This is a genomic window from Enterococcus sp. DIV1283b, assembly GCF_051710965.1.
Taxonomy (GTDB): Bacteria; Bacillota; Bacilli; order Lactobacillales; family Enterococcaceae; genus Enterococcus_B; species Enterococcus_B lactis.
The window spans coordinates 1,685,078-1,711,194 of sequence record NZ_JBIOLR010000001.1; the positions used below are offsets into that span (position 1 = coordinate 1,685,078).

25 protein-coding genes are annotated in these 26,117 nt (G+C 38.5%); 7 read left to right on the forward strand and 18 right to left on the reverse strand.

Going from position 1 to position 26,117, the window contains the following annotated elements; translation table 11 throughout:
* The first annotated feature begins 21 nt into the window (after positions 1-21).
* The 7 genes from IGJ53_RS08285 to rpsT all read left to right on the forward strand — a co-directional run bounded on the left by IGJ53_RS08285 (position 22) and on the right by rpsT (position 5,843).
* Entirely contained in the window at positions 22-726 is a 705-nt protein-coding gene (locus tag IGJ53_RS08285) for a histidine phosphatase family protein (RefSeq protein ID WP_002329133.1), read from the forward strand.
* Positions 727-917: 191 nt separating this feature from the next.
* Entirely contained in the window at positions 918-1,751 is an 834-nt protein-coding gene (locus tag IGJ53_RS08290; protein ID WP_002309434.1) for an undecaprenyl-diphosphate phosphatase, read from the forward strand.
* Between the two features lie 196 nt (positions 1,752-1,947).
* Positions 1,948-3,876, forward strand: coding sequence for a heavy metal translocating P-type ATPase (locus IGJ53_RS08295; protein ID WP_438750023.1), 1,929 nt, complete (start codon positions 1,948-1,950; stop codon positions 3,874-3,876).
* Positions 3,877-4,010: 134 nt separating this feature from the next.
* The gene (locus IGJ53_RS08300) at positions 4,011-4,466 is read left to right on the forward strand and encodes a DUF441 domain-containing protein (protein ID WP_002315133.1); all 456 of its coding nucleotides are present in this window, start codon (positions 4,011-4,013) and stop codon (positions 4,464-4,466) included.
* 80 nt (positions 4,467-4,546) lie between these two features.
* A complete protein-coding gene (locus IGJ53_RS08305; RefSeq protein WP_002292186.1) occupies positions 4,547-4,675 on the forward strand; it encodes a hypothetical protein in 129 nt (42 codons plus the stop codon).
* A 244-nt stretch (positions 4,676-4,919) separates the two neighbouring features.
* A complete protein-coding gene (locus IGJ53_RS08310) occupies positions 4,920-5,189 on the forward strand; it encodes a hypothetical protein (protein ID WP_002289125.1) in 270 nt (89 codons plus the stop codon).
* Between the two features lie 399 nt (positions 5,190-5,588).
* Positions 5,589-5,843: a 30S ribosomal protein S20 gene (gene rpsT, locus IGJ53_RS08315; RefSeq protein WP_002292188.1), complete on the forward strand. Its 255-nt coding sequence runs from the start codon at positions 5,589-5,591 to the stop codon at positions 5,841-5,843.
* 87 nt (positions 5,844-5,930) lie between these two features.
* On the opposite strand, the gene holA is transcribed toward rpsT, so the two are convergent.
* The 18 genes from holA to IGJ53_RS08405 all read right to left on the reverse strand — a co-directional run bounded on the left by holA (position 5,931) and on the right by IGJ53_RS08405 (position 26,032).
* Positions 5,931-6,977, reverse strand: coding sequence for a DNA polymerase III subunit delta (holA, locus tag IGJ53_RS08320; RefSeq protein ID WP_002335668.1), 1,047 nt, complete (start codon positions 6,975-6,977; stop codon positions 5,931-5,933).
* A gap of 36 nt (positions 6,978-7,013) precedes the next feature.
* Positions 7,014-9,287, reverse strand: a complete 2,274-nt coding sequence (locus tag IGJ53_RS08325) for a DNA internalization-related competence protein ComEC/Rec2 (protein ID WP_438750025.1) — start codon at positions 9,285-9,287, stop codon at positions 7,014-7,016.
* Positions 9,280-9,819, reverse strand: a complete 540-nt coding sequence (locus IGJ53_RS08330) for a ComE operon protein 2 (protein WP_002292191.1) — start codon at positions 9,817-9,819, stop codon at positions 9,280-9,282. Before IGJ53_RS08330 ends, IGJ53_RS08325 begins: the two co-directional genes overlap by 8 nt.
* A 180-nt stretch (positions 9,820-9,999) precedes the next feature.
* On the reverse strand, positions 10,000-10,578 hold the full coding sequence (locus IGJ53_RS08335; protein WP_259742422.1) for a helix-hairpin-helix domain-containing protein: 579 nt from the start codon (positions 10,576-10,578) through the stop codon (positions 10,000-10,002).
* A gap of 433 nt (positions 10,579-11,011) precedes the next feature.
* On the reverse strand, positions 11,012-12,055 hold the full coding sequence (locus IGJ53_RS08340) for a SepM family pheromone-processing serine protease (protein WP_002292194.1): 1,044 nt from the start codon (positions 12,053-12,055) through the stop codon (positions 11,012-11,014).
* The gene (gene coaD / locus IGJ53_RS08345; protein ID WP_002374472.1) at positions 12,045-12,536 is read right to left on the reverse strand and encodes a pantetheine-phosphate adenylyltransferase; all 492 of its coding nucleotides are present in this window, start codon (positions 12,534-12,536) and stop codon (positions 12,045-12,047) included. The genes IGJ53_RS08340 and coaD overlap by 11 nt, the downstream gene beginning before the upstream one ends.
* Positions 12,533-13,093, reverse strand: a complete 561-nt coding sequence (rsmD, locus tag IGJ53_RS08350; RefSeq protein ID WP_259742421.1) for a 16S rRNA (guanine(966)-N(2))-methyltransferase RsmD — start codon at positions 13,091-13,093, stop codon at positions 12,533-12,535. The genes coaD and rsmD overlap by 4 nt, the downstream gene beginning before the upstream one ends.
* A gap of 130 nt (positions 13,094-13,223) precedes the next feature.
* Positions 13,224-13,562 (reverse strand): YlbG family protein, encoded by a 339-nt coding sequence (locus IGJ53_RS08355; protein ID WP_002292197.1) that lies wholly within the window; start codon positions 13,560-13,562, stop codon positions 13,224-13,226.
* A complete protein-coding gene (locus IGJ53_RS08360; RefSeq protein WP_259742420.1) occupies positions 13,552-13,992 on the reverse strand; it encodes a YlbF family regulator in 441 nt (146 codons plus the stop codon). Before IGJ53_RS08360 ends, IGJ53_RS08355 begins: the two co-directional genes overlap by 11 nt.
* A complete protein-coding gene (locus tag IGJ53_RS08365) occupies positions 13,973-15,097 on the reverse strand; it encodes a CAP-associated domain-containing protein (protein ID WP_002374460.1) in 1,125 nt (374 codons plus the stop codon). Before IGJ53_RS08365 ends, IGJ53_RS08360 begins: the two co-directional genes overlap by 20 nt.
* 20 nt (positions 15,098-15,117) lie before the next feature.
* The gene (locus IGJ53_RS08370; RefSeq protein ID WP_438750029.1) at positions 15,118-18,546 is read right to left on the reverse strand and encodes a pyruvate carboxylase; all 3,429 of its coding nucleotides are present in this window, start codon (positions 18,544-18,546) and stop codon (positions 15,118-15,120) included.
* A gap of 25 nt (positions 18,547-18,571) precedes the next feature.
* On the reverse strand, positions 18,572-19,735 hold the full coding sequence (locus IGJ53_RS08375) for an FtsW/RodA/SpoVE family cell cycle protein (RefSeq protein ID WP_002309450.1): 1,164 nt from the start codon (positions 19,733-19,735) through the stop codon (positions 18,572-18,574).
* A gap of 2 nt (positions 19,736-19,737) precedes the next feature.
* Positions 19,738-20,040, reverse strand: coding sequence for a YlaN family protein (locus IGJ53_RS08380; protein WP_002292202.1), 303 nt, complete (start codon positions 20,038-20,040; stop codon positions 19,738-19,740).
* 112 nt (positions 20,041-20,152) lie between these two features.
* The gene (gene recQ / locus IGJ53_RS08385) at positions 20,153-21,925 is read right to left on the reverse strand and encodes a DNA helicase RecQ (protein WP_259742418.1); all 1,773 of its coding nucleotides are present in this window, start codon (positions 21,923-21,925) and stop codon (positions 20,153-20,155) included.
* Between the two features lie 258 nt (positions 21,926-22,183).
* A complete protein-coding gene (typA, locus tag IGJ53_RS08390) occupies positions 22,184-24,013 on the reverse strand; it encodes a translational GTPase TypA (RefSeq protein WP_438750032.1) in 1,830 nt (609 codons plus the stop codon).
* Between the two features lie 166 nt (positions 24,014-24,179).
* Positions 24,180-24,947 (reverse strand): inositol monophosphatase family protein, encoded by a 768-nt coding sequence (locus tag IGJ53_RS08395; protein WP_042956913.1) that lies wholly within the window; start codon positions 24,945-24,947, stop codon positions 24,180-24,182.
* A gap of 5 nt (positions 24,948-24,952) precedes the next feature.
* Positions 24,953-25,228, reverse strand: a complete 276-nt coding sequence (locus tag IGJ53_RS08400) for a UPF0223 family protein (protein ID WP_002313830.1) — start codon at positions 25,226-25,228, stop codon at positions 24,953-24,955.
* Between the two features lie 201 nt (positions 25,229-25,429).
* A complete protein-coding gene (locus IGJ53_RS08405) occupies positions 25,430-26,032 on the reverse strand; it encodes a hypothetical protein (RefSeq protein WP_259742417.1) in 603 nt (200 codons plus the stop codon).
* Positions 26,033-26,117: the final 85 nt, after the last annotated feature.

Genomic DNA, 26,117 nt, shown 5'->3' on the forward strand with positions numbered 1-26,117 from the left:
ACGATTTAGGAGGAGAATAAAATGACAGAAACTACACTTTATATCGTACGGCATGGAAAAACGATGTTCAATACAATCGAACGCGTACAAGGCTGGTGTGATACGCCACTCACAAAACAAGGACAAGAAGGCATCCATTATTTAGGGCGCGGGTTAAAAGATGTCGACTTTTCTTTTGCTTATTCTAGTGACAGTGGTCGGGCGATCGAAACTGCTCGTATTATTCTAGGAGAACATTCTAAGGGAAAAGAAATTCCTTATTTTATCGAGAAACGGATCAGAGAATGGTGCTTCGGGTCTCTTGAAGGCGGCTATGACATGGAAATGTGGGGTGTGATCCCTCGCGTATTGAATTTTAAAACATATGATGAAATGTTTACCACAGAAGTTTCTTTTGAACAAATTGCCAATGCTGTATACAACTTGGATACGGCTGGATGGGCAGAAACTTATGAAACATTGCGAGATCGTGTGTGGACAGGATTTGAAGATATCGCCCATCACTGCGAAAAAAACGGCGGCGGAAATGTTTTAGTCGTATCACATGGTTTGACGATTGCCTTCTTGCTTAATCTGATCGATCCTAAACAGCCTGTTCGTGCTGGTCTTTTAAACGGCAGCGTAACAAAGGTTACTTATGCAAACGGTCGATTTTCTATCCATGGTATCAACGATACGTCTTATATCGAAAACGGGAAAGCACATAGTCGAGACTCGTTTTTATGATGGGATATTTTAATTTTTAACAGAGAATCATAAAAGGCAAAGTCTGAACGAGGGCTTTGTCTTCTTTTTTTCTCTTCGTATTCTTATCTGCTTCATTTCTCAAGTTTTTCTTAATATTAAAAAACAGATTGGGTTTATCAAAAAATAACGGTATACTATAAGATGTATCTTAATTGGGAAGGAAGGAATTTATGTTTTTTGCAAATATTATTAAAGCAGTGATTCTCGGTATTATTGAAGGAATAACGGAATGGCTGCCCATCAGTAGTACTGGTCATCTGATCCTAGCAGATGAATTCATCAAACTGGATGCCAGTTCACAATTTATGTCGATGTTCAATGTCGTTATCCAATTAGGGGCGATCTTAGCTGTCGTCGTTCTTTATTTTCACAAATTAAACCCCTTTTCTCCAAGTAAATCAACGATAGAAAAAAAAGATACTTGGACACTTTGGTTTAAAGTGATCGTTGCTTGTATACCAGCCATCATCATTGGTTTGCCTTTGGATGATTGGTTAGAAGCAAATTTCCACAAGTTCTTACCCGTTGCCATTGTTTTGATCGTTTACGGTATTGCCTTTATTATTGTCGAAAAACGTAACAAAAACAAAACACCTCGTTGGACTTCGCTGAATGACTTTACGTACCAAGCAGCTCTTCTTGTTGGGTTATTCCAAGTCTTGGCACTTGTTCCCGGAACATCCCGTTCTGGTGCAACGATCCTAGGAGCTATCTTGATTGGCGCTTCACGTTTTGTCGCTACAGAATTCTCATTTTTCTTAGGGATTCCTGTCATGTTTGGCGCAAGCGGCTTGAAGATCGTCAAATATTTAGCTGAAGGGAATTCATTCAAAATGGAAGAAACTGTTGTTCTTCTTGTAGGAACATTCGTCTCTTTTGTGGTTTCTGTCTTAGCTATTAAATTCTTATTAAGTTATTTGAAGAAAAACGACTTTACCGCTTTTGGCTGGTATCGTATTATCCTTGGTATCATTTTAATTGGTTATTGGTTTATCGCAATGTAAGAAAAACCAGAACAATTCTCTTGTATGAGAAATGTTCTGGTTTTTTATTTTATTTGATGATAATTATTATAAATAATAAAAGCCGCATCGAGCTCCATAGTCAAATGATAACCATTATCGTTCTCATTTAGCTGTTTTTATTATCAATTACATTTTTATTATGCTATCCTTGTTTTGACAAGGAGGACTGATAACGATGACTAATCAGAAAAAAGCTTTTGCAGCAACAATTGGCTGTCTTTTATTTATGATTGCCGGTTTTATTTTCGACCGATTCTCTCTCACCATCACCCCGCTTTTTTATATCAGCGCTATTATCATCGGTGGATACAAACAAACATCGGAAGGCTTGAAAGAATTGTGGAATGACCGAACACTGAATGTGGACTTATTGATGGCTTTAGCCGCTATCGGTGCCTGTTTGATTGGTAATTACTTTGAGGGAGCAATGTTGACATTCATCTTTTGTTTAAGCGGTGCATTAGAGGAATACACAACCAATAAAAGTCAAAAAGAAATTACCGCTTTGATGAATCTTCAGCCACAAAAAGCTCAGTTGCTAAAAGAAAACGGACAAATGCAAGAAGTAGATGTTTCGCAATTAAAGGTGGATGACTTGGTGTTCGTCGCTAAAGGAGCGGCTGTTCCGATCGATGGTTGTTTAGAAAGCACACAGGCAACGATCGATGAGTCTGCATTAAGCGGTGAATCTGTACCTGTAGAAAAATATTTAGGAGATGAGATGTTTGCAGGTACGCTGAATCAAGGAAATCCCATTACGATTCGAGTAACAAAAACGAGTGCCGAAACTGTCTTTGCTAAGATTATCCAATTAGTGGAAGAAGCGCAGAATACGCCAACTCAAACAGCTTCATTTATCGAACGGATCGAAAACAATTATGTAAAATTGATTTTGCTTGCTGTGCCTCTAATGATCCTTCTCCCCCACTTTTTCTTAGGTTGGAGTTGGGATGAAAGCTTTTATCGAGGAATGGTATTATTAGTCGTGGCTTCTCCTTGCGCGCTTGTCGCATCCGCTACTCCTGCTTCTCTAGCTGCTCTTTCAAATTCTGCAAAAAATGGGATTCTAATCAAAGGCGGGATCCATTTAGAGAAGCTATCTGAATTAAAAGCGATTGCCTTTGATAAAACAGGAACGCTCACTAAAGGAAAACCAGTTGTGACTGACAGCTTTTTCTTTGATGAGAAGGATTTGGCACAACAACTTCTTGTTACTATGGAACAAAAAACGACACACCCTCTTGCTCATGCGATTTTACAATATTTCGATTGCACAATACCCGAAGCAATCCAATGCCTATCAATAGAAGAAATTACTGGTTTTGGATTACAAACTACCTATTTAGGGGCGCAATGGAAAGTTGGCAAACACGCTTATGATCCTGAAACGATGATAATCAGCAAAGAGATTGGGGAAATGATCGAACGTTTAGAAAATCAAGGAAAAACTGTAATCTATCTTTCTAAAGATCAACAGTTAATCGCTGTTTTAGGTCTGTTGGATATTCCAAAAGCAAATGCCCAACAGGTGATTTCCTACTTTAAATCCCAAAACATCCATACAAGTATGATAACTGGCGACCATTCTGGCACAGCAAAGGCTATTGCTGAACAAGTAGGGATTGAACATTACTATGCAAGCTGTACTCCGGAAGAAAAAACACAACTAGTCAAAAAAGAAAATAAACTTTACCAAGTAAATGCGATGGTTGGTGATGGAGTCAATGATGCGCCTGCTTTAGCAGCTGCTTCATTAGGTATCGCTATGGGACAAGGAACAGACGCCGCAATGGATATCGCAGACATCGTCTTAATGAAAAATGACTTAGATAAATTCGTCTACAGTCATCGGCTATCTTTAAAAATGCGGCGGATCATCAAACAAAATATCATTTTTTCGATTCTTGTTATTCTCTTGTTGATTGCTTCTAACTTCTTGCAATTTTTAAATCTACCTCTTGGAGTAGTAGGACACGAAGGAAGCACGATATTGGTTATTCTGAATGGCTTGCGCTTACTAAGACCTTTACCTGCTCTTTCTGATTCTTCAAAAAAATGTAAGTCTTGTCCACTATACCAAGCACGGCTGTCTTCTGCCAAATAAGTGAAGTTTTTTATGATTTTGTTTATTTTATGAAAAAATCAGCGTATGAATAGATTTCGAAGGATAAATTCCTGCTTTTGCAACTTTCAAAAAAGATGTTATGATTGTTTCGAAGAAAGTGAGGAATATATTTTATGGAAAGTTGGCTTTTTTTAGGTATTATTTTACTTGTAGCAATTTTAGCTAAGAATCAAAGTCTAATGATAGCGGCAGCTTTTGTTCTGATTATGAAGCTCGTACCAGCCTCCCGTTCCTTTTTCCCTTGGCTTCAAGGCAAAGGAATCAATATTGGTGTGACGATCATCACTGCAGCTATTCTGATCCCTATCGCAACAGGAGAAATCGGTCTACGTGATTTATTAGAAGCCTTTAAATCCCCTATCGGCTGGGTAGCTGTTTTTTGCGGTGGGCTAGTGGCTGTCTTATCTTCCAAGGGCGTAGGATTGATTGCTTCTGATCCGCAAATCACTGTTGCGCTTGTGTTTGGCACGATTTTAGGTGTTGTTTTCTTAAGAGGAATCGCCGCCGGACCAGTCATTGCTTCTGGCATTACTTACTGTATCTTACAAGTATTTGCTTTAGGAAAATAGATCAAATTTTGCCTATTTTTAGGAGATTCTTAACACCCCCAATTTACTGATCCGTGATATACTGACAACGAGGTGATACAATGTTCGAAAAATTGAAGTATTTCATAGGAACAATTGGCTGGTTTCTTTTAGCGGTACTTTTGATTCTGGGCTTAGCTTATCTTTTATTTCCTGATTTGATACAAAATGTGTTAGATACTGCTTTTTGATTGACCTATTAGAATGATATAGGGGAAGCTCCTGCGATGCAGGAGCTTTTTTAAACAATGACCGAGCGAATGAGATTTCCTATTGAAATCGATGCTCTTTTTTCTTTTTGGCTCTTCTCCTCTTTTTTGTTATACTAGATTACAGTGGACAAAAGAAGGAATGATTGCATCCACTTTAACGAATATCAAAATGGAAGAAATAGTACCTGTTCTCAGGTTACTTTGGAAAGAAAGGAAGACGCTTGTGGAAACTTTTGAAGGTCTTTTAATTGATACGTATGTTTTACAAGAACAGCCAATGATGCTGACTGGAATCAACTTGCAGCTTGAGGACCGTGTGATCAATGGCCTGCTTAAAGATCGCTATTTGGCAAAGTACATCTTACGTTTGCCACTAAATAAATATGTACTGGAAGTAAGTGGCAAATGGAACCGTCGGAATCAGTTAGTCATTAAAAAAATGTTGATAAAAAATATTGATGAATACATTAAAATAATCGGTACACCAGAATAACCTTTACCGATCAAAGGTGACTGGTTATAAAATAACTGCAGTTTCTTAATAGAAAAACAAAGAACAATAGGGAATCGTATCCCTTTTCAAAAAAAACTTTGCAAACGGTTCTCTTTGTTATATAATGACTTAGTACCAAACATTCCCATTCAATCTTTGTTTAAATAGATAAATAAAAATCTAGTTTGGTTTGACGCTATTGCCTCCCACAATAGCGTCTTTTTGATTTTTTCAGCTTGATTTATCTGTTTTTACTGATAAAAAAGTTTAAATAAAAGACTGTTAAGGAAAAAAACTTGTCATGTTCATATTGCAAAGCGCGCTGCCTTTAGGTATAATAATGAATGTTGAATTATGCGGTCACACGCGTAAGAACTTAAGTTATCGGAGGTGAAACTAATGCCAAACATTGAATCTGCAATCAAACGTGTTCGTACAAGCGAAAACGCTAATGTGAAAAATTCATCTCAAACAAGCGCTATGCGTACTGCAATCAAAAAATTTGAAGATGCTGTAGCTTCAGGTGCTGACAACGTAGATGCGTTATATAAAGAAGCTGTTAAAGCTATTGATATGGCTGAATCAAAAGGTCTAATCCACAAAAACAAAGCTAACCGCGACAAATCTCGTTTAAGCAAAAAAATCGCTAAGTAAAAGAATCGGCTTCGGCCGGTTTTTTTATTTGTCAAAAAAACCAAAAGCAACCAGTATTCCCGCATGCTTTTGGCTTCTTCTTTCTTTCTATCGATTTCTCAACAACTGCCCTGTGCGCAAAACGAAAAGTTGAAAACTTAATTCTTTTTCGATTTGTCCCGTTTTGATTTGATAATCCATTTCGACTAATTGATCAAATAACTGTACCAGCAACTGTTCATCGAATTTCCGTACTTCTTGCATGGCAAGTTTTACACGGTAGGGATGGATTTTTAATGTTTCTGCAATATTGGCCTGCTGATAGCCAATCTTTACAAGAAATTTTGTCTGTAAAAACAAACGTAATTGAGAAAGTAAAATCGCATTGATTTTAATTGTTTCCTCCCCTTGCATGACTAAATCTTCATATAAACGCAAGGCTTGTTCTGTCTTCCCTTTTAAAATATATTGGGTCATGTCAAAAATATTATGTTCCAATGTTTTAGGAACTAATTGTTCTACTTCTCGAACAGTGATCTGCTGTTGATTTTGTCCATAAAGAATTAATTTCTGTAACTCTCTCATCATTTTGGATAAATCTAAGTCGGTCAACCGCAAGAATAAATCAATGGCGTTTCGTTCCATTTTGATGGAAGAGTTCTCTAAGGTATTCATCAGATATTGACGTACTTCTTTTTCATTCAACTGTTGGACGTTGATGATGGTTGCTGTTTTTTTCAATTGTTTCGTTACTTTTTTCCGTTCATCCAACTTTTCATATGGTGCAAAAAATACTAATACAGTCGATTCTAGTGGTTCTTTCAAATAAGCTGTCAGTAAATCAGTATTTTGTTCGATCCCATTGTTTACTTTCTCACCTGTTAAAAAATATGGGTTCTCCACAAATACTAATCGTTGATCTCCGAAAAACGGCAATGTCTCTGCTTCAGCCACTACCTCCTCTAAACTTGCATTTTCCATGTCAAAACTTAAAAAATTTAAATCATCTTCGCCCTCTAATTTGATTTTTTTAACTATTTCTGCCCGAACTTGATCTTGGAGAAACTTTTCTGTTCCTAAGATCAAGTAACAAGATGCAAGTTTTTCTTTACGTATTTTTTGTAACTCTGCTTGTATACTCAAATTACTCACCACTTTCAAAATTATCCTACCATGAGAAGATGAGAATTACTAGTCTATCATTATTTCCACTAGACCATGAGGATGAAAAACTGGATGCCAGCGATAGGTGATCATTCCTTGCTGATCGGTTCGCCATGTTCTTATCTGATTTTCTTCTAGTGCCTCCAATACTTCGCTGTGAGGGTGACCATAACGATTATTTACTCCGCAGGATATAATTCCATGTTTCGCTTCAATACGGGAAAGAAAATCCGTATTACTTGATGTGCGGCTACCATGGTGACCTAATTTGACTACGTCGGCTTTCAAATTAGGATAAACAGAAAGCAGCTGTTCTTCCATCGCTTGATTCAAATCGCCTAAAAACAAAAAACGCTGATTATTATAGTCCAGCCATAAACCAACCGAATCTTCATTTCTTCCTTCTCCCTTTTCAAAAGGGGTCAATACATAAAGATCATAATAGCCTTTGATCCTGTCGCCATGTTTGACTTCAATGATTTTAGCGCCATTTTTTTGAGCTTCTGTTAAATGCCTTCGCAACGGCTCATTTCGTCCAGCACCCCAGCCAATATAAATTTTTTTGATGGTGAAATGCTGAGATAATGTGGACAATTCTCCCACATGATCCGTATCGTCGTGTGTCAAGATGAGTTTATCGATCACACTTATTCCCTGTCCTTTTAGATATGGAACGATATTCCTTTCAGCAGGAGGTCGTACGATACCTTGCGCCCACTTTTCCCTTTCAAAGTACAACTTACCACCCGTATCAATCAAAATCGTTTCCTTTCGAAAAGGACTTTGCAAAAAGATACTGTCTCCTTGGCCAACATCGATAAAAGCAATCGTTGAAGAAAAACGTAAAAATGGCAAAGTCAATAACATCAAAGAAAACAGACCAACATAAAACAAGAGTTTCATCGGCTGCTCGTTCAATCTATCCATACAAATCAGCAATCCGAAAATATATACCCCTGATAGCACAAGAGGTAGACGCCCTATAACAAGAGGCGATCCTGAAAACAAATCGATTACTCGTTCAAACAAGATCAGTCCCTCTTCTATCAGCAAAAGTAAGGTTCTCGGCAACCAGCGATTGAAAAGCGTGAGAAAGAACGCACTAGGAAGAAAAAGAAACTTGAATACCGGTGCAATCAGTAATGTAAAAAGACTGCCTAAAAGAGGCCACTCATAAAAATGCCATACAATCAATGGCATCGTGATCATGGTAAATAGGACATGAGAAGCCGTTTTTTTCATCCAATCTCCATCAAAAGAAATCAGGATAAACAAAAAACTCATGAAAAAACTAAGCTGCCCGCCCGCATGAAAAAGAAATCGAGGATCAAATAGCAAAAGAAGCCAAAAGACAACTGCAAATAAGTCCATAGAGGAGTAACGTTTATTCAATAATTTGACTAGCAACCGCAATAAAAACAACAGACTAGCACGCAAGACAGAAATAGAACTGCCTGCAAGAGAAACATAACAGATAGTTAGCAGACTCAACGGAATGATGCTGACGTGCAGTGGCCATCCGATACGTCGAAACAAATAATACAGCCACCCTAAATAAAATTGGATGTGTAATCCCGATAGGCTGAATAGATGCAGCAAACCACTCGCCCTAAAAATTTCTTCTGATTCTCTGAATCCTGAATCTTTATAACCCCATAATAAAGAATTGATATATACACTTATTTTTTGCGGAAATTCAGATTGGACAAAAGAAATAAGAGCGCCTCTTTTTCTCTGGAGCCAATTTCGCCAATGATTTTGTATGGTAATTTTTTCGACCCTTTGAATTTGGAATCGACCAGAGATTCTATGGTTCCTGAAGTAAGCTTCTTGGTCAAAAGTATAAGGATTTCGCTTTTTTTCGGGAGAAATAAACTCGCCTTCAGCTGTCAATTCTATCCCCTTCCCTCGGAACCCAAGCCAAGTTTTCAACTCTGCTTCGGTGTTTACTTGATAAGAAAGCTGTATCTTCTGTTTACTCTCTGACAACCTTCCTTCCATTGTCAAAAAACTACCATTTGCACGAATCGTATCTGTAGATAAAATCATTTGCGCAGCTGTTTCTTTTTCCTCTAAAAATGAATATTCTTGTAGCTTATAAGAAACGGATACCATTATGCTACCCACAATACAGAAGTACGCGATAAAACGTCCTTCTTTTAGCGAAAACCACAAAAAAATTCCGGCAAGAAACAAACGATAAATCCAATTGTCCGTATCATACAACAAACAAATAATCATCGACGTAACTGCCGGAAAAATCAACCGATTTCGAACATGCCTTTCTAAAACGCTAGACATGTTTTCCTGTTAATTCATTTTGAAGTTTTGAAAAATGCTGCGAGTCTAAAGCAACTTGGTGTACAGATACGCCTAATTGTTCAATCAACGCTTGAGCATACGGATCATTTCGATAGTCATGGAGATAATTGATCCCTTTAACACCAGCTTGCAGCAAAGCTTTTGTACAAGCTAAACATGGAAAATGTGTGACATAGATTTCCGAACCTTCCGTCGGGATACCGAGTTTCGCGCACTGTAGCAGCGCGTTCATCTCTGCATGGATCGTTCGCAAACAGTGTCCATCTACAACATAGCAGCCTTCATCTATGCAGTGGACATCTCCACTGACTGCTCCATTATAGCCGCCAGCAATGATCCGTTTTTCCCTCACGAGTGTCGCTCCTACTTCTAAACGTGTACACGTACTGCGTAAAGATAACAATACTGCCTGAGCCATAAAGTACTGGTCCCAGGGAATGCGTTTGTTTTGAGTCTTATCAGTAATTTTTTCTTTGTTCGTATCGCATGGTTTTGAAGATTTTTCTAACATGGTTTACATTCCTCCGTTTTTTCAAGTTGGTCAAAAAAGCACTCCATTGCTTAAACAAACTATTCTTTAAATATACCGAATCATCACGTCTGACAAAAGAGCATATCCTTCACTGCCGAAATGAAGTCCGTCATCCATTAGCCTCCATTTATTGCTCTTTTCAGTTGATTCTGAATCATTCTATTTAATTGTAACGAAGTTTTTTAGTTTTTCAACTGTCTTTTCACCGATACCAGAGATCTCCTGCAGGTCTTCCACTTTCTGGAATGATCCGTTTTCTTCTCTAAATCGAATGATTTCTTGCGCCTTGACTGATCCGATCCCAGGAATCTGCTGGAGTTCTGAGGGACTGGCTGTATTGATATTTATTTTTGAAGGCTCGGAATCTGCTGTAGATTGTTTTCCTTCGGGGGATACCAACTGATCAAGATGTTCTGGCAGCTCTTCACCTATAGCAGGGATATATAGGACTTGCTGATCTTCTATCTTCGCAGAAAAGTTGATTCGATCGCTATCCGCTTCTTCTAATAATCCTCCTGCGCGCTTTAGTACATCATAGACCCGTTCTTCTGAAGAAAAAGAATAGATACCAGGCTCCTTCACACTTCCTTTGATATCGGTGTACATAACCTTTGGACGAACGTCCTCTTCTACAGTGTTTCCTCCAGGCAATTGATTTTCTTCACTGGAACTAAATGGAGAAAGTATTTCTTTTGCAGCGATTTCTTCTGGTTCTCTATGAAATAACAGATTTGACAATAAAAAACCACTGGCTATACAAAAAATAAGAACTACCGTAGACATACAAATAATCAACCTAGGGGAGGTGAGTATTTTCTTGCTGATTTTTTCTATCATTATTCCTTTTTACAGAGAATGATCAGTAAAAATCATTCATTACTCCTTTCATTTGAAATCGAAGAAACAGTGTGCTCTGGCAAAATCGTCCCTTCAACATCTAATTACGTCAATTTTTTCTTTTTTTTTTAGCAGAAAGATATTTTGACGAAAAAAAGGATTGTGACAGAAAATATGTCACAATCCCTTATTCAAAATAAATAGTATTCAATTAGCTCAAAAGCTTGCATCTGCGGTAAATAAATCCAATCAAAAGAGGAGAATCTGTTTTTGCTTAGCTATTTATTCTTATTACTTGATACAGAGCAGCTTTTTCACAATTTTTTTAGTTGGTTCATTTCATTTTCTCTAGATAGTCAAGCGCATCTTGTACTGTTTTTACTGGTACGATTTTCATGGAGGAATTCAATTTTTTGGCAGCGGCTTTTGCTTCTTCATAGTTGGTTTTTATTTCAGGATATTCTTTCTTAACATCGTCTGAGATCGTATCATCTGGTGCAAAGAAAATCTCTACACCGGCTTTATCCGCACTTGCTACTTTTTTATCGATTCCTCCGATTCGGCCGACTTCTCCTTCGCTGTTGATCGTTCCAGTTCCGGCAATTTGCTTACCATGTCGCAAATTTTTACCAGTGACCTGTTCATAGATCTCTAAAGTGAACATCAATCCCGCTGATGGTCCACCAATAGAGCCAGAATTAATGCGAACGTCTGTATCTGATTCGATCTCTGTATGATCAGTAAGTGTGATGCCTATTCCTGCCTTTTTATCTGTTGGCAACTCGATCAGATCACCAGATGCTGTTTTTTCTTCACCATTATGCAAATAGCTGATTTCGATTGTTTGTCCAACTTTTTGGCTTTTTACATAATCCATAAATGCTTCTGTACTTTGAAAGCTTTTGCCGTCTACTTTTGTTACTGTATCTCCAACTGAAAGCTTGCCAAAGAAATTCGATGTTTTCTCTACACTCATGACATATACGCCTTTGAATTCCATTTTATAAGGCTTGCCTGCAAGTTTTAACGCTTGTTCGATTGCTGCGTTTTGGGAAGAATCCATATAATACTGCTGCATTTGATTATATTCTTCATTTGTTGCCCCACCAGTCAGTTCTTCTTTACTGATCAATTCTTCAAAGGGGGCTAGTTTAGCCTTTAGCGCCAAAAATCCGGTAGCTTGCCTGATACCAACAGAGGTAAGAGAGAAAGACCCAGAACCTTTGTCTTCTTTGTCATTGACTGTAATTAATTCTTTCAGATCGATCGTTGCTCCTGGTGATTCCACATAATATGGCAGAGGAACTACTACAAATCCGATGATCAACATTCCAAATATGATAATCAGTACTGTTTTCAACCATTGTTTAGCTTTCATTTGATTCACGCTTTCCAGCTAAAGCTTCGTTGATAACTGGCGGTAAATAACTGCTCACGTCTCCACCAAAGTGCAGTACTTCTTTTAAAATACTGGAACTGACATGGCTATATTCTGGTTTTGCCAATAAGAACACCGTTTCCAATTCCTCGTTTAGATGATGGTTCATCTGAGCGATTTCTCGTTCATATTCGAAGTCTTTGATACTCCGTATTCCTCTGACTAAGGCATCCGCGCCGATTTCTTTTGCCGTTTCCACTGTCAATTGATTTTCCTGATGTATGACTTTTACATTAGGAAGATGTGCCACAGCTTTTGCGATCAATGTCATTCTTTCTTCTGGAGGAAACAAACTTTTCTTTGAAGTATTGATAAAAACACCAATTACCACCTCATCGAATAATTTAGCCGCACGCTCCACTGTATCTAAGTGTCCTTTTGTAAAAGGATCAAAACTTCCTGGGAATAATGCACGTTTCATTGATTTCCCTCTTTTCTATAGATAGTCACAGCTGTTATGCCATAAATCTGTTTTCTTATTTGATGGAATCCAGCCACAGATTCTGGCAATTCGACTGTTTTATCCGTTTCGCATACGATAACTGCGCTTTTAGAAAAAAGTCCCAGTTCTTCCATTTTATGGATTTGATCAATGATTTTTTGTTTTGCATACGGCGGATCAAGAAACAAGTAATCGAATTGTTGTTTCTCTGCTGCTAGCCGTTCGATTGCTTTGTCCGCATCAAGTTTTATTGTGGTAAACTTCTCTGGTTCTTTCGTAATCTCGATGTTTTCTTTGATGATTTTTAGCGCTTGGTAATTTTTGTCTACGCATACTGCATGACTACAGCCTCTGGATACGGCTTCGATAGCTAGACCGCCGCTTCCTGCAAACAGATCCAATACTGTCTCTCCATCAAAATATGGTCCAATCATATTGAATATGGATTCTTTTACTTTATCTGTAGTTGGTCTGGTGTTCGCCCCTGCTAAACTTTTTAAGCGGCGTCCGCCATAATTTCCTGATATTATCCGCATCTACTCACTCCTTAGAAATGGTACTGGTACTAGTATACCAAAAAAAAGACAAAAAAATACTTGGACAATGATCAATTTTTGATAGTTGTCCAAGTTATTTTTTTATTAAAAAACTGCTCATAAGAGATTTTTAAAGATGTTCAGCTAATCGGATTTCTGTATTCAGCTCTTCGATTTCGAAACCTTCTTCTTTTAATACCGTTTTATTACCTATCTTATCAGCAAAATTCATTTCGATATCTGGTCGGTAAGAACGTTCTACGTTTCGAACAAAATGTAATTTACGGATTCGTTCTTCTGTCTCTTCAAATGTCTCTTCATTCAAGTAAAGAACGACATATTTCATTCTTCTTGAGACATAATGCAACAAGCCGAACTTTTTTAGATTCTTTAATTGTTTTAAGCTGTAGACCCATACGATCAGCCCGCGTCGTTTTATTATTTCAAATTCACTATTGTCAACTTGCATGACAATTCCCTCCGCATCCAAAGTGTTTTTTCGTTTCAAAGAACGGACTACCTGCATCTACCTTGATTTCATTAGAAACTTCTTCGGCAAGTGCTTGGACAATTTGATCCAACAGACTTTGTAACTGTGTTTCACTATACCTAAAAGCTGCGACATGCTCATTCAGATCAAGCTGTCTTTTTGCGTTTCGAAGAGCACGTTTTTTTTCACGGTAATCAGGTGCATATTCACCGTATGCCGCTACATTTTCAAACGCCTTTTTCTGCGACAGGAACGATTCTTTTAATTGGCAGACTTCTGCAGATTCTTTCATTGATTGTTTATGTTTGAAATAAGAAGCCATCGTTTTACTCTTTTTTATCATTTCAGCGACTCGGAGGCATTGATCCTCCAGTTGAAACAGCTCTTCGTTAACGATCACTGCTATCACTACTTTCTCCGTTTTCTTCTTGCAATAAGACTAACATATTTTCTTTAGAAAAAGCAATGCCTAATGAATCCGTTCCCGGATCCATAAAGCGGTCATGATTATATGGATCGCTGTACCAATATAAAAACGAAAAAGTAGCGTCGATTGCTGGATGAATAAACAGCCCACTAGTATTTTCTAATTTCTGTTTACTGATTAACTTCTCCAATTCATCATTCGTCAAGGAGAATTTCGTTGTCGTTTGTCCACTGCCTAGCGATTTTTGCCAATCAGCCATGCGTTCGTCTGACAAGATTTCTTCAGGCTTTGTCAAGAAATCATGTAGCAGCAGCCGACTGTGGTTTTGAAAGGCAAGTGTTTGGTTGTATATAGGAAGTTCGTCTTCTCTTCTAAGCATGTTTAGTAAAGTCGTACTTTTTCGTTCTTTGCCGCGATTGATCGATTCCCAGTCAGCCGATTTATCTGCTTCATAATGTGGGAGACCTTCACCAAACACTTGATACGGTAAAAGTTTCAAAAGACTATCTTTATCTAAATATACAACTGAAAACAGACCGTTAGTTGTTTGATCAAAAAACAAAATAGCAAAAGTGTCATTATCAAAAGCAATCAGTGGACGATAATTCATATCCTCTTCCATCAGTTCGATTCCAACTTCTGTGTCATGATACTCAAAAGTGAAATTAGTATAGATAGTCGTGAGCTTTGTTAGGTCCTGCATCGTCATTCCTAAATAAAACGGCGTGATATCAGCAGGTCCTGTTTGCAGTACTTTAACAGTTGCGACCATGCTATCTTGGACATTCACTTCAAACGTGAGATGACTGGCTTTATTTTCATAATATCTTGTTTCAAAACCAAACCCACTAGTTAATCGATCATAGGATTGTCCAAAATCTTTTTCTAGCTGTTCGATCGGTTTTCCAATATAAGTAGAAAAACCAGTTGCTTTAAGCTCCTGGTATTTCCACGTTGTCATTTGATTTGAGATTTGTTGATCAGAGTTTTCCTTCACTTCAAGTTTTGGCGGGAACAAGACTGGTTCCATATAGAATGCCGCAATAACTAATAGCAGAATCAGCCAAAACAAACCCAGTCTTTTCATGTTTCCCCACCTTTCACTTATTATTTTTCAGTCACTTCAATCAAAAGGTCGCCAGATGAAATCGTGTCGCCTGAAGATACATATACATGTGCGACTTCTCCGTCAAAACGTGCTTCGATGGCTGTTTCCATTTTCATTGCTTCAGTAATCATCAACGTATCGCCTTTTTTGACGTTATCCCCTTTTTTCACTAATACATCAAGCACAGAACCAGACATCGTTGCTCCGATTTGTTCTCGGTTTGTTGGTTCAGCTTTCAATCGAGTTTGGACCGCACTGATGATTGAATTATCTTTGATAGTGATTTCACGTCTTTGCCCATTCAAATTGAAGAACAGTACGCGATTTCCTTCGATATCGGGTTCTCCGATTTCATCTAAACGGATGATCAGCGTTTTTCCACGTTCGATTTGTACATTGATCGTTTCACCTAAACGTATCCCTTGGAAGAATGTTGGTGTATCCAGTAATGTAACATCGCCAAATTGATTATACGCTTTTTGATAGTCCAAAAAGACTTGCGGATACATCAAATAACTTAATACTTCGTCTTGTTTTGGTTCATAGCCGATTTTTTCTGCCAATTCTTTTTTCACTTCGTTGAAATCGACTGATTTCGCCAACAGTCCTGGACGTTCACTCAACGCGGGTCTGCCCTTAAGAATGATCTTTTGCAGTTTTTCAGGAAATCCACCGACTGGTTGTCCTAGTTCTCCTTGGAAGAAAGTCACTACAGATTCAGGGAAACTTAATGTTTCGCCTTTTTCATAGATGTCTTCTTCTGTGAGATCATTTTGGACCATGAATAGCGCCATATCTCCTACGATTTTAGATGATGGAGTTACTTTCACGATATCGCCAAACATCAAATTGACAGTATGGTACATTTGTTTGATTTCATCCCAGCGATGACCTAGTCCGACAGCTTTTGCCTGCTGTTGCAGATTTGAATACTGTCCTCCCGGCATCTCATGCATATATACTTCTGTTTCAGGAGCATTCAAGCCATTTTCAAATGGTTTGTAATACATACGCACATCTTCCCAATAATGGTTCAATTTCTGTGCATTTTCAATTGTGATTTCTGGCAGCCGTGGGCCATTGACCAGCGCATAATACAAGCTGCTCATGCTAGGCTGACTCGTGTTCCCACTCATTGCACTCATTGCTACGTCAACGATGTCTACTCCTGCTTTTGAAGCAGCGGAATAAGTGATAATCCCGTTTCCACTAGTATCATGAGTATGCAGATGGATTGGCAGATCCGTCGTTTCTTTCAATTCACTAATCAAACGATAAGCTGCTTGCGGTTTAAGCAATCCAGCCATATCCTTGATTGCAATGATATGCGCACCCAGTTGCTCTAGTTCTTTTGCCATGTCTTTATAATACTGAACATTGTATTTTGCTCGGCTTGGATCGTTGATATCGCCAGTATAGCAGATAGCTGCCTCTGCGATTTTACCAGTATCCCGTACAGCTTGGATACTTTTTTCCATTTGAGGAGTCCAGTTCAAACTATCAAAGATTCGGAAAACATCAATCCCTTGTGCTGCTGCTTCTTTGACAAATTCCACCAATACATTGTCAGGATAATTAGAATACCCAACGGCATTTGAACCTCTGAAAAGCATTTGCAGCAAGGTATTAGGCATTAAAGAACGGATTTTTCTCAATCGTTGCCAAGGATCTTCATTCAAAAAGCGGTAAGCCACATCAAATGTTGCTCCCCCCCACATCTCACTTGAAAAGAGTTCAGGAAGACCTTCTCCCGTTAAGCGTGCAATCTGCTTGAAATCCTTTGTCCGAACACGAGTTGCTAGCAGACTTTGATGAGCGTCTCTAAATGTCGTATCCGTCAACAATAAATTTTCCTGTCCTTTGATCCATTCGACCAAAGCATCGGCACCCTTCGCATCTAATACGTTCTTAGCCGTTACATAATCAGTTCTTGTGATTAGATCTTTAGGCATACGTGGTTCTTCATAAAATGGTTTTTCACCACTTTCGATACCTGGAAAACCATTGACAGTAATTCCACCGATATATTTCATCGTTTTGTTTCCGCGGTCTCGTAGTCGAGGAAATTCAAATAATGTTGCTGTACTATCGATAAAAGTTGTTTTTGCATTTCCTGATTGGAATTCAGGATGTGTGATGACATTTAGCATAAATGGAATATTTGTTTTTACTCCACGGATCCTGAATTCTTTCAAGCAACGTTCCATTTTCTGAATGGCTGTTTCAAAAGTAGCACCATGCGTACATACTTTTACTAACAATGAATCAAAATACGGCGTCACCACATAGCCAGCGTAAGCATTCCCTACATCCAGACGTACGCCAAAACCGCCAGGTGAACGATACGTATCGATTTTTCCTGTGTCTGGTAAAAAGTTATTCAACGGGGCTTCCGTAGTGATTCGGCATTGAATAGCTGACCCATTCAATTTGATTCCTTCTTGCTGAGGCAATCCGATTTCTTTATGCAAATCTAACCCTTGGGCAATCAATAGTTGCGTTGTCACGATATCAATATCTGTAATCATTTCTGTGATCGTATGTTCCACTTGGACGCGAGGATTGACTTCGATAAAGTAAAAATCATCTCCTTCAACAAGAAATTCTACCGTACCCGCATTGACATACCCAACATGTTTCATCAATTGGACAGCTGCCTGACAAATTTTTTGACGTTGCTGTTCGTTCATAGAGACACAAGGCGCTACTTCTACTACTTTTTGGTGGCGACGCTGAACAGAACAGTCTCTTTCGAAAAGATGGATGACATTTCCATGTGTGTCACCAAGAATCTGTACTTCGATATGCTTAGGATTGGCGATGTATTTTTCAACATACACTTCATCGCTACCAAAGGCAGCTTTTGCTTCGCTTTTTGCACGTTCGTAACCTTCTCTTGCACTCTTTTCATCATGAGCCACACGCATTCCGCGACCTCCGCCGCCTAGAGCTGCCTTGATCATAATCGGATAACCGAATCGTTCAGCAAATTCCAATGCATCGTCTACAGAAGCGATGGGACCATCTGTGCCTGGAATCGAAGCAATCCCTGCTTCAATGGCTGCAGCTTTTGCTTTGATTTTATCTCCAAAAATATCTAAATGATGCAGTTTGGGTCCAACAAAAGTGATGCCCTCTTCCTCGCACCGTTGCGCAAAATTCAAGTTTTCCGATAAAAGACCATAACCAGGATGAATGGCATCAGCCCCGCATTCTTTCGCGATAGAAATGATCCCTTCAATATCTAGATACGCATCAATCGGTTTTTTCCCTTGTCCTACTAAATATGCTTCATCCGCTTTAAAACGGTGTACGGAATATTCATCTTTTTCTGCATAGATTCCAACAGTTTTAATTCCTAATTCTGTACAAGCACGAAATACACGTACAGCGATTTCACCCCTGTTAGCAACTAAAACTTTTTTCATCGAACCACTCCTACATCTTTTTTTATTATAAACCTAAGCTCTTGCGTTTTTCATCCGCACTAATGTTGAGGACAAAGCCGACACAGATCGAAAGCATCAGCAAACTGGATCCTCCTTGACTTAAGAATGGGAACGTGATCCCTGTCAAAGGAATGACACCAGTGATTCCTCCCAGATTGACAAACACTTGGATCAAAAACATTGCGCCGATCCCAATGCACAAAAGCGAATTGAACGGATCTCTTGAACGAATCCCTACAAGAATAATGCGCACGATCATAAAGAATAGCAACGCTAATATCAAAATCCCCATAATCACTCCGAGCTCTTCCACTACGATTGCATAGATAAAATCGGTTTGTGCTTCTTGTAAAAATCCCTTTTTCTGAATACTGTTACCTAATCCTCTGCCAAATAACCCGCCATTGAACATGGCATAGTAGCCGTTAACTAATTGATGGCCTTTATTTAATTCATCCGAGAAAGGATTTTGGTAAATAGCAAAGCGATTATAGATATACTGTAAACGCCCAGGCAAGATTTTTCCGTTTGTAATATTGATTAGCCAAATCGTAAAAGTACTTAAACAAAAACCGCCTACTCCTACAATCAAAGTATACACATAATTGACTCCGCTGGCTAAAAGCAGAACCAAAATAATCAAAAAGATAACTGCCGCATTCCCAAAATCGGGAAGGATAGCGACCAAAGCAGTCAGTCCGATAACCATTGCAAGTGGACGTTTCACAGTCCCTAGAAAATCTTTTTGCACACTGTTTTGCCTTTTTGATAAAGTCAGAGACAGATACCAGATAGAAATGATCTTTAGGTATTCGGCAGGTTGGATCGAAAATCCTGCAATTTGAAGCCATCCTTTTGCTCCATTGATTTCTTTACCGAAAAACACAACGATCAGCAGCAAAATCGTCAAAACTGCGATGGCTGCCATAATCAAACGCTGGTTTTTCAAAACATCTGTTTTCATTTTGTAGAGTAGTGCGATAGCAATCAAGCTGAGCACCCAAAAAATACTTTGGTTAATGACTGATGCGGACGGATTTTGTCCGTTTTCTAATAATAGATACGACGTAGAACTATATACCATGATCAAACCCAAAACACATAAAATCAAATAGGGAATCAAGATACTATAGTCTAATAGATGCCTTTTTTTTACTTTCTTAGGCAAGTCTATTCCTCCTTGCCAACTTCTTTTTTATCATAATTTTCTTGGTAAACCTCACTGTATAACTGATTCAATTCTCGTTCCAGCTCACTTAACATCAGCTGTCCCTCGTTTTTTTCGATTACTCCTATACGAACAGCAAACCCGACTTGCTGGGAGAAACCGTACATCTGTGTATCTACCACTTCTTCGAAGGCTTTGCATTGCGAGATACAGAGACTGTTATTTTGGTTTCGGATTAATCGTTTGATCCGTTCTGCTTCATCATTTAATACTTGGATCGCAAGTTTTTTCGACAAAGAATCCATCTGTGCTTACCTCCCGTTCTAATTCCTTAATTATAACATATTTGATTTTCATAGGGAGCAAAAAAACAGATTTAACCAGTTGTTTTTATTCGTTTTTACGTAATGGTCCTTCTTACTTATCCAGAACGTTAGAATCCATATTTTTTATCCGAGATAAAAAGGCTTCTCCGTATTTATCAAGCTTGCTTTGACCAACTCCCTTTATCTGAAGCATCTCCAGTCTGCTTGATGGACGTATTCGGCTCATTTCTTTCAAGGTGGAATCTGAAAATACAACATACGGGGGAACGCCTGCTTCTGATGCTAGATCCGTTCGAAGTTCCCGCAACACTTCAAATAGTGTATCGGTCTCTTCATCCGACAGCTGCTGGACTTTCTTGGGTTCCTTTCGATAAACAGCTTCTTGTCCTTTTAATACTTGGATCCCTCTTTCTGTTACTTTCAAGATGGGATATTCTCCATTAACGGTCAGAAGATAGCCATTCGATATCAAATATTCAATCAATTGCATCGTTTCTTTTTGCGATTGTTTTTTCATCAGTCCATAGGTAGATAAACGTTCAAACCCTAAGGCTCGCAGCTTTTGTTCTTTCGATCCTGCCAAGACTTTCATTAGCATCTGCTTGCCATAATTCTCCCCCATACGTTTCAAACAAGAAAGGACCATCTGTGCTTGTGTCGTTACTTCTACTATTTCTCTGTCATCTAAACAGTTACCACAACGATTGCACGGACTGCTTGTCTCGCCAAAATAGTTTAGGATGTATTGCTGAAGACAGGATTCTATATACGCATATTCTGTCATCGCTTTTAATTTTTCATATTCTTTTTGCTTTTGCCCCTCTTCTCTTTGGGACTGCTGGATAAAAAACTTTTGGACCTGAATATCTTGAGGAGCGAAAAGCAGGATGGCTTCACTGGAAAGACCATCTCTTCCCGCACGACCAGCTTCCTGATAGTATGCTTCTAGAGACCCAGGAATTTGATAATGGATAACAAAACGGACATTGCTTTTATTTATGCCCATGCCGAATGCATTGGTCGCTACGATTAGCTGTAAGCGATCGTATAAAAAGGCCTCTTGCATTGCCGTTCGCTCATTCTCATTTAGGCCACCATGATATCTGCCTATAGAAAATCCAAATTTTTTAAGCAAATGATAGATTCGGTCTACTTCTTTTCTCGTCGCTGCATAAATAATACCCGATTGATTTTTGTTGATTTTCAAATACTCGACTAGATACTGTTCTTTTTTTTGGTCTTTCACTACTTGAAAGCGGAGATTTTCCCGTTCAAAACCAGTCTGGATGTGATTGCCGTCAGGGATTTTTAAAAGTCTTTTTATGTCAGCAGCTACTTGTATAGTTGCTGTAGCCGTCAGAGCAACAATGACAGGTCGATTTGCCAGTTGATCTAGCTGGTTCGCCATTTGTAAATAACTTGGACGGAAATCATGCCCCCACTGAGAGATACAATGCGCCTCGTCAATGGCAATCATACAGACGTTCCATCGATTCATCGCTTGAATGAAATCCGGCATGATAAAACGTTCTGGAGCAATATAAAGTAAACGATACTGCTGCCTATCGATTTCTTGGAAGCGCCTAGCTGTTTCGTAACCATCTAACGAGCTATTGATAAAAGTGGCGGGTATACCTAATTGATTCGCTGCATCCACCTGATCCTTCATCAGAGAGATCAAAGGGGATACAACCACAGTAAGCCCATCTAATAGTAAGGATGGAAGCTGGTAACAGATTGATTTCCCACTTCCGGTAGGCATGATCCCTAATACATTTTCCTGATCAATGACTTTCTGGATAATTTCTTTTTGACCAGGTCTAAACTCATTATAACCAAAGTATTGTTTTAATAAGTCGTTCATCTTCCCGCTCCTTTCCCTTGCCATTTTACTTCGGTTTTCACCGAAGGACAAGTTGGTCCTCTCGTGAAACATACGTACAATATGAAACAAATTCAGACTATAATTAAGTTCTTTAAAAGTCTTTTAAATGTCTTTTGGCGTATTTTCTGAATTTATGTCCATTGACAAAGATGACTTCTCCACAGAAATGAGTTGGACAAAAAAAGAAACCAGCTATTTTTTATAACAAGCTGGTTTCTCTCTTCATCCTTTTACAGATTATTTTTTCTTTTTAGATGCTTTTTCACGAGCATTTTTCTCTAAAATTTGTTTTCTCAAGCGAATGCTTTCTGGTGTTACTTCGCAATATTCATCATCATTCAAGAATTCCAAAGATTCTTCCAACGTCAATTGTTTTGGTTTTTTGATGACAGATGTTTGGTCTTTAGTAGCAGACCGTACGTTCGTCATTTGTTTTGCTTTTGTGATGTTGACAGTCAAATCATTATCACGGCTGTTTTCTCCGATAATCATTCCTTCATATACTTCCGTACCTGGTTCTACGAAGACTGTACCGCGTTCTTCGATACTCATGATAGAATAGGTCGTTGCTTTTCCTGTATCGATCGAAACAAGCGCACCTTGGTGACGTCCACCGATTTGACCAGGAAGCATTGGCAAATATTGATCAAAAGTATGGTTCATGATTCCGTAACCGCGTGTCATTGAAAGGAATTCAGTTGAATAACCGATCAAACCGCGAGCAGGTGTCAAGAATGTCAAACGGATTTGTCCGTTTCCTGTATGGACCATATCTTGCATTTCACCTTTACGTAAGCTCAAGGATTCGATGACACTGCCCATATATTCTTCTGGTGTATCGATTTGCACGCGTTCAAACGGTTCGCATTTTACACCGTCGATTTCTTTTTCAATAACTTCTGGACGAGATACTTGCAATTCGTATCCCTCACGGCGCATGTTTTCAATCAAGATAGACAAATGCAATTCTCCACGACCAGAAACTGTCCATGCATCTGGAGAGTTTGTTGGTTCAACTCGTAAAGATACATCTGTTTGAATTTCTGCCATCAAACGTTCTTCAATTTTACGAGCAGTTACGAATTTACCTTCTCGACCGGCAAATGGTGAATTATTAACTAAGAAAGTCATTTGCAATGTTGGTTCGTCAATGTGAAGGATAGGTAACGCATCTTGATGATCCACAGGAGTAACTGTTTCACCGACAAAGATGTCTTCCATACCTGAGACAGCAATCAAGTCTCCAGCTTTTGCTTCTTGAATCTCTAGACGTTTTAGTCCAAAGAAACCAAATAATTTCGTTACACGGAATTTCTTAACTGTTCCGTCTAATTTAATTAATGCTACTTGGTCGCCTACTTTGATTGTTCCTCTAAATACACGTCCGATTCCGATACGACCTACATAATCGTTGTAGTCAAGTAATGAAACTTGGAATTGTAATGGTTCGTCGCTATTATCGACAGGAGCAGGAATTTTTTCAATGATCGTGTCAAAAATAGGTGCCATTGTTGGTTCTTGATCTGCTGGGTCGTCTGATAAGCTTGACGTACCATTCAGTGCAGACGCATAAATCACAGGAAAGTCTAACTGATCATCATCTGCTCCCAATTCGATAAATAGTTCAAGAACTTCATCTACGACATGTTCAGGACGAGCAGAAGGTTTGTCAATCTTGTTTACGACAACGATTGGTGTGATATGTTGTTCCAATGCTTTTTTCAATACAAAACGTGTTTGAGGCATTGTTCCTTCATACGCATCTACGACCAACACAACGCCGTCAACCATTTTCATGATCCGTTCTACTTCGCCACCGAAGTCCGCGTGTCCTGGAGTATCCATGATGTTTACGCGGATTCCTTTATAGTCTACAGCTGTGTTTTTGGCTAAAATCGTGATACCACGTTCTTTTTCTAGCGCATTTGAGTCCATCGCACGTTCTTGCAATTGCGTATGTGCGTCTAATGTATCTGATTGTTTTAATAGTTCATCAACTAATGTTGTTTTTCCGTGGTCAACGTGGGCAATAATTGCGACGTTACGGATATCGTTTCTATAATTCAATGTAACTAACTCCTTTTTTATTGGTTCTTTATGACAGGGCAAATTTTACTCGACTGCTAATTATAGCAGACTTTTTTCATGAAATATAGTAAAATGTTTTCATTTTTTCGAGAAAATTAATCTTTTGCCCGTTTTTATCATTTTTGTGAATGATTTCTACCTTTTTTCAGCCTTCTTTTTTCAAAAGGTCTGCGATTTCTGCATATGCACAAGGAGTCCCTGCTAAATAGTATTCCCTTTTGTCAAATGTCAAAGGAGTGCCAAAAAGACCGCTTGTCACCATACCAAACTCTTCCAATAAAACATTTCCCGCTGCATAATCCCAAGGGCTGAGATTCGAAATGTAAGCAATATGGTTTCCTTTCAAGATTGCGGCTAGTTCAAGACCTGCACACCCGTACATACGTGTTCCCATGCTGCTTTCCGCAATCTCTCGGATTCCATATTTATTATGACCGAAAAGATAGCTATTCACACCAAGTAAGCCTTCTGATAATGATTTATTTGTTGGTCTAGGCATTGGTTTGTCATTTTTATAGACACCTATTCCTTTTCCACCCCAAAAAAGCTCATTTCTCATGACGTCATAAATGAAACCAAGTTTTCCAACGCCGGATTCATAAACAGCGAGCATGATACAAAAATTTTCCCCTTCAATCACGAAATTCAATGTGCCATCGATAGGATCGATGATAAAGACTCTTCCATCGAGATCCGATAGTTGATTACACCCTTCTTCTTCTGCCAATATTTTTGCCTCTGGATCAAAGGAATGGATTTTTTCGATTAGAAAATTCTGGATGTTTCGGTCGACGTTTGTCACTAGATCCGTTCGATTTGATTTTTGCGAGATCGTTAATGTTTGTTGAGAAGATTTGATTTTCTCACCAGCTTCTTCTAGCCAGGATTTGATATGATCAATCATCTGTTCCATTTATCTCACCCGTTCATTCTCAAAGTTTTGTTTGGATTTTTTTTTGCTTGCTGCACTGTACGATATAAGGAGTACCCGGAAGCTTTTTCAAATTCCCGTCCCAATCGTTTTTCTTCTCCGATGGATTTGACAACTGTTTTGAACTGCTGATAGGTCTTCAAAAAATCTTCATTATTTATCCCTTTTTCGTTCGCACGTTCCAGATCTTCCCACATCTTCATTACAATGACCATTTCATCTGTTGTCCAGTCTAAATCAAGTGGATACTGATATTCTTGCATCTTCAACTCTCCTATTTCATATTCTTCTTTAGTGTAGCACAGGAGACGGTAATAAACCAAGAAGTTGTCGTATTATTAAGTTTACATAATTAAATTATTGATAATGAAAAAAAATAAAAAAGGAGACTGAAAACTTACTCCTTTTTTTATCATTCTTATCAATTATTAAGTTTCTTCGTATTAAACCTAAAGAAACTTGATTTATCTTAGATGATCGTGTGTAATATTGCTTGTTTTTCTTCTCTTGGCGAGTAATTGAGAGTTAATCACTCGGATTGACTGCCCGTTTTTGTTTTTTTCTTCCATTTGACGTTCTGCTTTCCTTCTCAGCCTTTCTTGTACTCCATTATTTATAAAAGTTTTTTCTTCATTGATAAGTTTATCAAAGCTAGGGGTCATGATTTCACGAAGGGTATGATCTTGATTCCTAGCGTATGTTTCCCATAATATATTACTTGCTTCCATATTAGATTGTTCTCTAAGCGCTATAATCGTGTTTTTTTTATACCAAATTAATTCGGAATCACCTATAAATACTACTTGGCTTTGTTCAATTCCGTGTCCTTCTCGGTCAAGTACCTCAAGCAAAGAAGGTCCTTCGATACCAGCATTTCGGAGCATGATAGTTTCAATCTTTGCGTACTTCTCGGAATTTGCGTCAAACAAATCAGATAAATGATGAAAGAAGCGCTCTTCAGTTCTACGAATCAATTGTCTAATCTGTTCTATTTGTGGTTGTTGACCAAGTGGTAATGATGGATCAATTTGGATATTTGCGCCTACCTCAGTTCCTGGAATTTTCATTTCTAACTTCCTTCTTTCCCATTTGATAGATTACATTGCTCAAATATTTCTGCTTATTTTTTATGATATCAGTTTATGTAATAAA

Excerpts from the sequence above, each read along its gene's own strand:
- IGJ53_RS08285 (WP_002329133.1), top strand. The coding sequence starts at position 22 with ATGACAGAAACTACACTTTATATCGTACGGCATGGAAAAACGATGTTC.
- IGJ53_RS08290 (WP_002309434.1), top strand. The coding sequence starts at position 918 with ATGTTTTTTGCAAATATTATTAAAGCAGTGATTCTCGGTATTATTGAA.
- IGJ53_RS08295 (WP_438750023.1), top strand. The coding sequence starts at position 1,948 with ATGACTAATCAGAAAAAAGCTTTTGCAGCAACAATTGGCTGTCTTTTA.
- IGJ53_RS08300 (WP_002315133.1), top strand. The coding sequence starts at position 4,011 with ATGGAAAGTTGGCTTTTTTTAGGTATTATTTTACTTGTAGCAATTTTA.
- IGJ53_RS08305 (WP_002292186.1), top strand. The coding sequence starts at position 4,547 with ATGTTCGAAAAATTGAAGTATTTCATAGGAACAATTGGCTGGTTTCTT.
- rpsT (WP_002292188.1), top strand. The coding sequence starts at position 5,589 with ATGCCAAACATTGAATCTGCAATCAAACGTGTTCGTACAAGCGAAAAC.
- IGJ53_RS08325 (WP_438750025.1), bottom strand. The coding sequence starts at position 9,287 with ATGTCTAGCGTTTTAGAAAGGCATGTTCGAAATCGGTTGATTTTTCCG.
- IGJ53_RS08330 (WP_002292191.1), bottom strand. The coding sequence starts at position 9,819 with ATGTTAGAAAAATCTTCAAAACCATGCGATACGAACAAAGAAAAAATT.
- IGJ53_RS08340 (WP_002292194.1), bottom strand. The coding sequence starts at position 12,055 with ATGAAAGCTAAACAATGGTTGAAAACAGTACTGATTATCATATTTGGA.
- coaD (WP_002374472.1), bottom strand. The coding sequence starts at position 12,536 with ATGAAACGTGCATTATTCCCAGGAAGTTTTGATCCTTTTACAAAAGGA.
- rsmD (WP_259742421.1), bottom strand. The coding sequence starts at position 13,093 with ATGCGGATAATATCAGGAAATTATGGCGGACGCCGCTTAAAAAGTTTA.
- IGJ53_RS08355 (WP_002292197.1), bottom strand. The coding sequence starts at position 13,562 with ATGCAAGTTGACAATAGTGAATTTGAAATAATAAAACGACGCGGGCTG.
- IGJ53_RS08365 (WP_002374460.1), bottom strand. The coding sequence starts at position 15,097 with ATGAAAAGACTGGGTTTGTTTTGGCTGATTCTGCTATTAGTTATTGCG.
- IGJ53_RS08370 (WP_438750029.1), bottom strand. The coding sequence starts at position 18,546 with ATGAAAAAAGTTTTAGTTGCTAACAGGGGTGAAATCGCTGTACGTGTA.
- IGJ53_RS08380 (WP_002292202.1), bottom strand. The coding sequence starts at position 20,040 with ATGGATTCTTTGTCGAAAAAACTTGCGATCCAAGTATTAAATGATGAA.
- recQ (WP_259742418.1), bottom strand. The coding sequence starts at position 21,925 with ATGAACGACTTATTAAAACAATACTTTGGTTATAATGAGTTTAGACCT.
- IGJ53_RS08395 (WP_042956913.1), bottom strand. The coding sequence starts at position 24,947 with ATGGAACAGATGATTGATCATATCAAATCCTGGCTAGAAGAAGCTGGT.
- IGJ53_RS08400 (WP_002313830.1), bottom strand. The coding sequence starts at position 25,228 with ATGCAAGAATATCAGTATCCACTTGATTTAGACTGGACAACAGATGAA.
- IGJ53_RS08405 (WP_259742417.1), bottom strand. The coding sequence starts at position 26,032 with ATGAAAATTCCAGGAACTGAGGTAGGCGCAAATATCCAAATTGATCCA.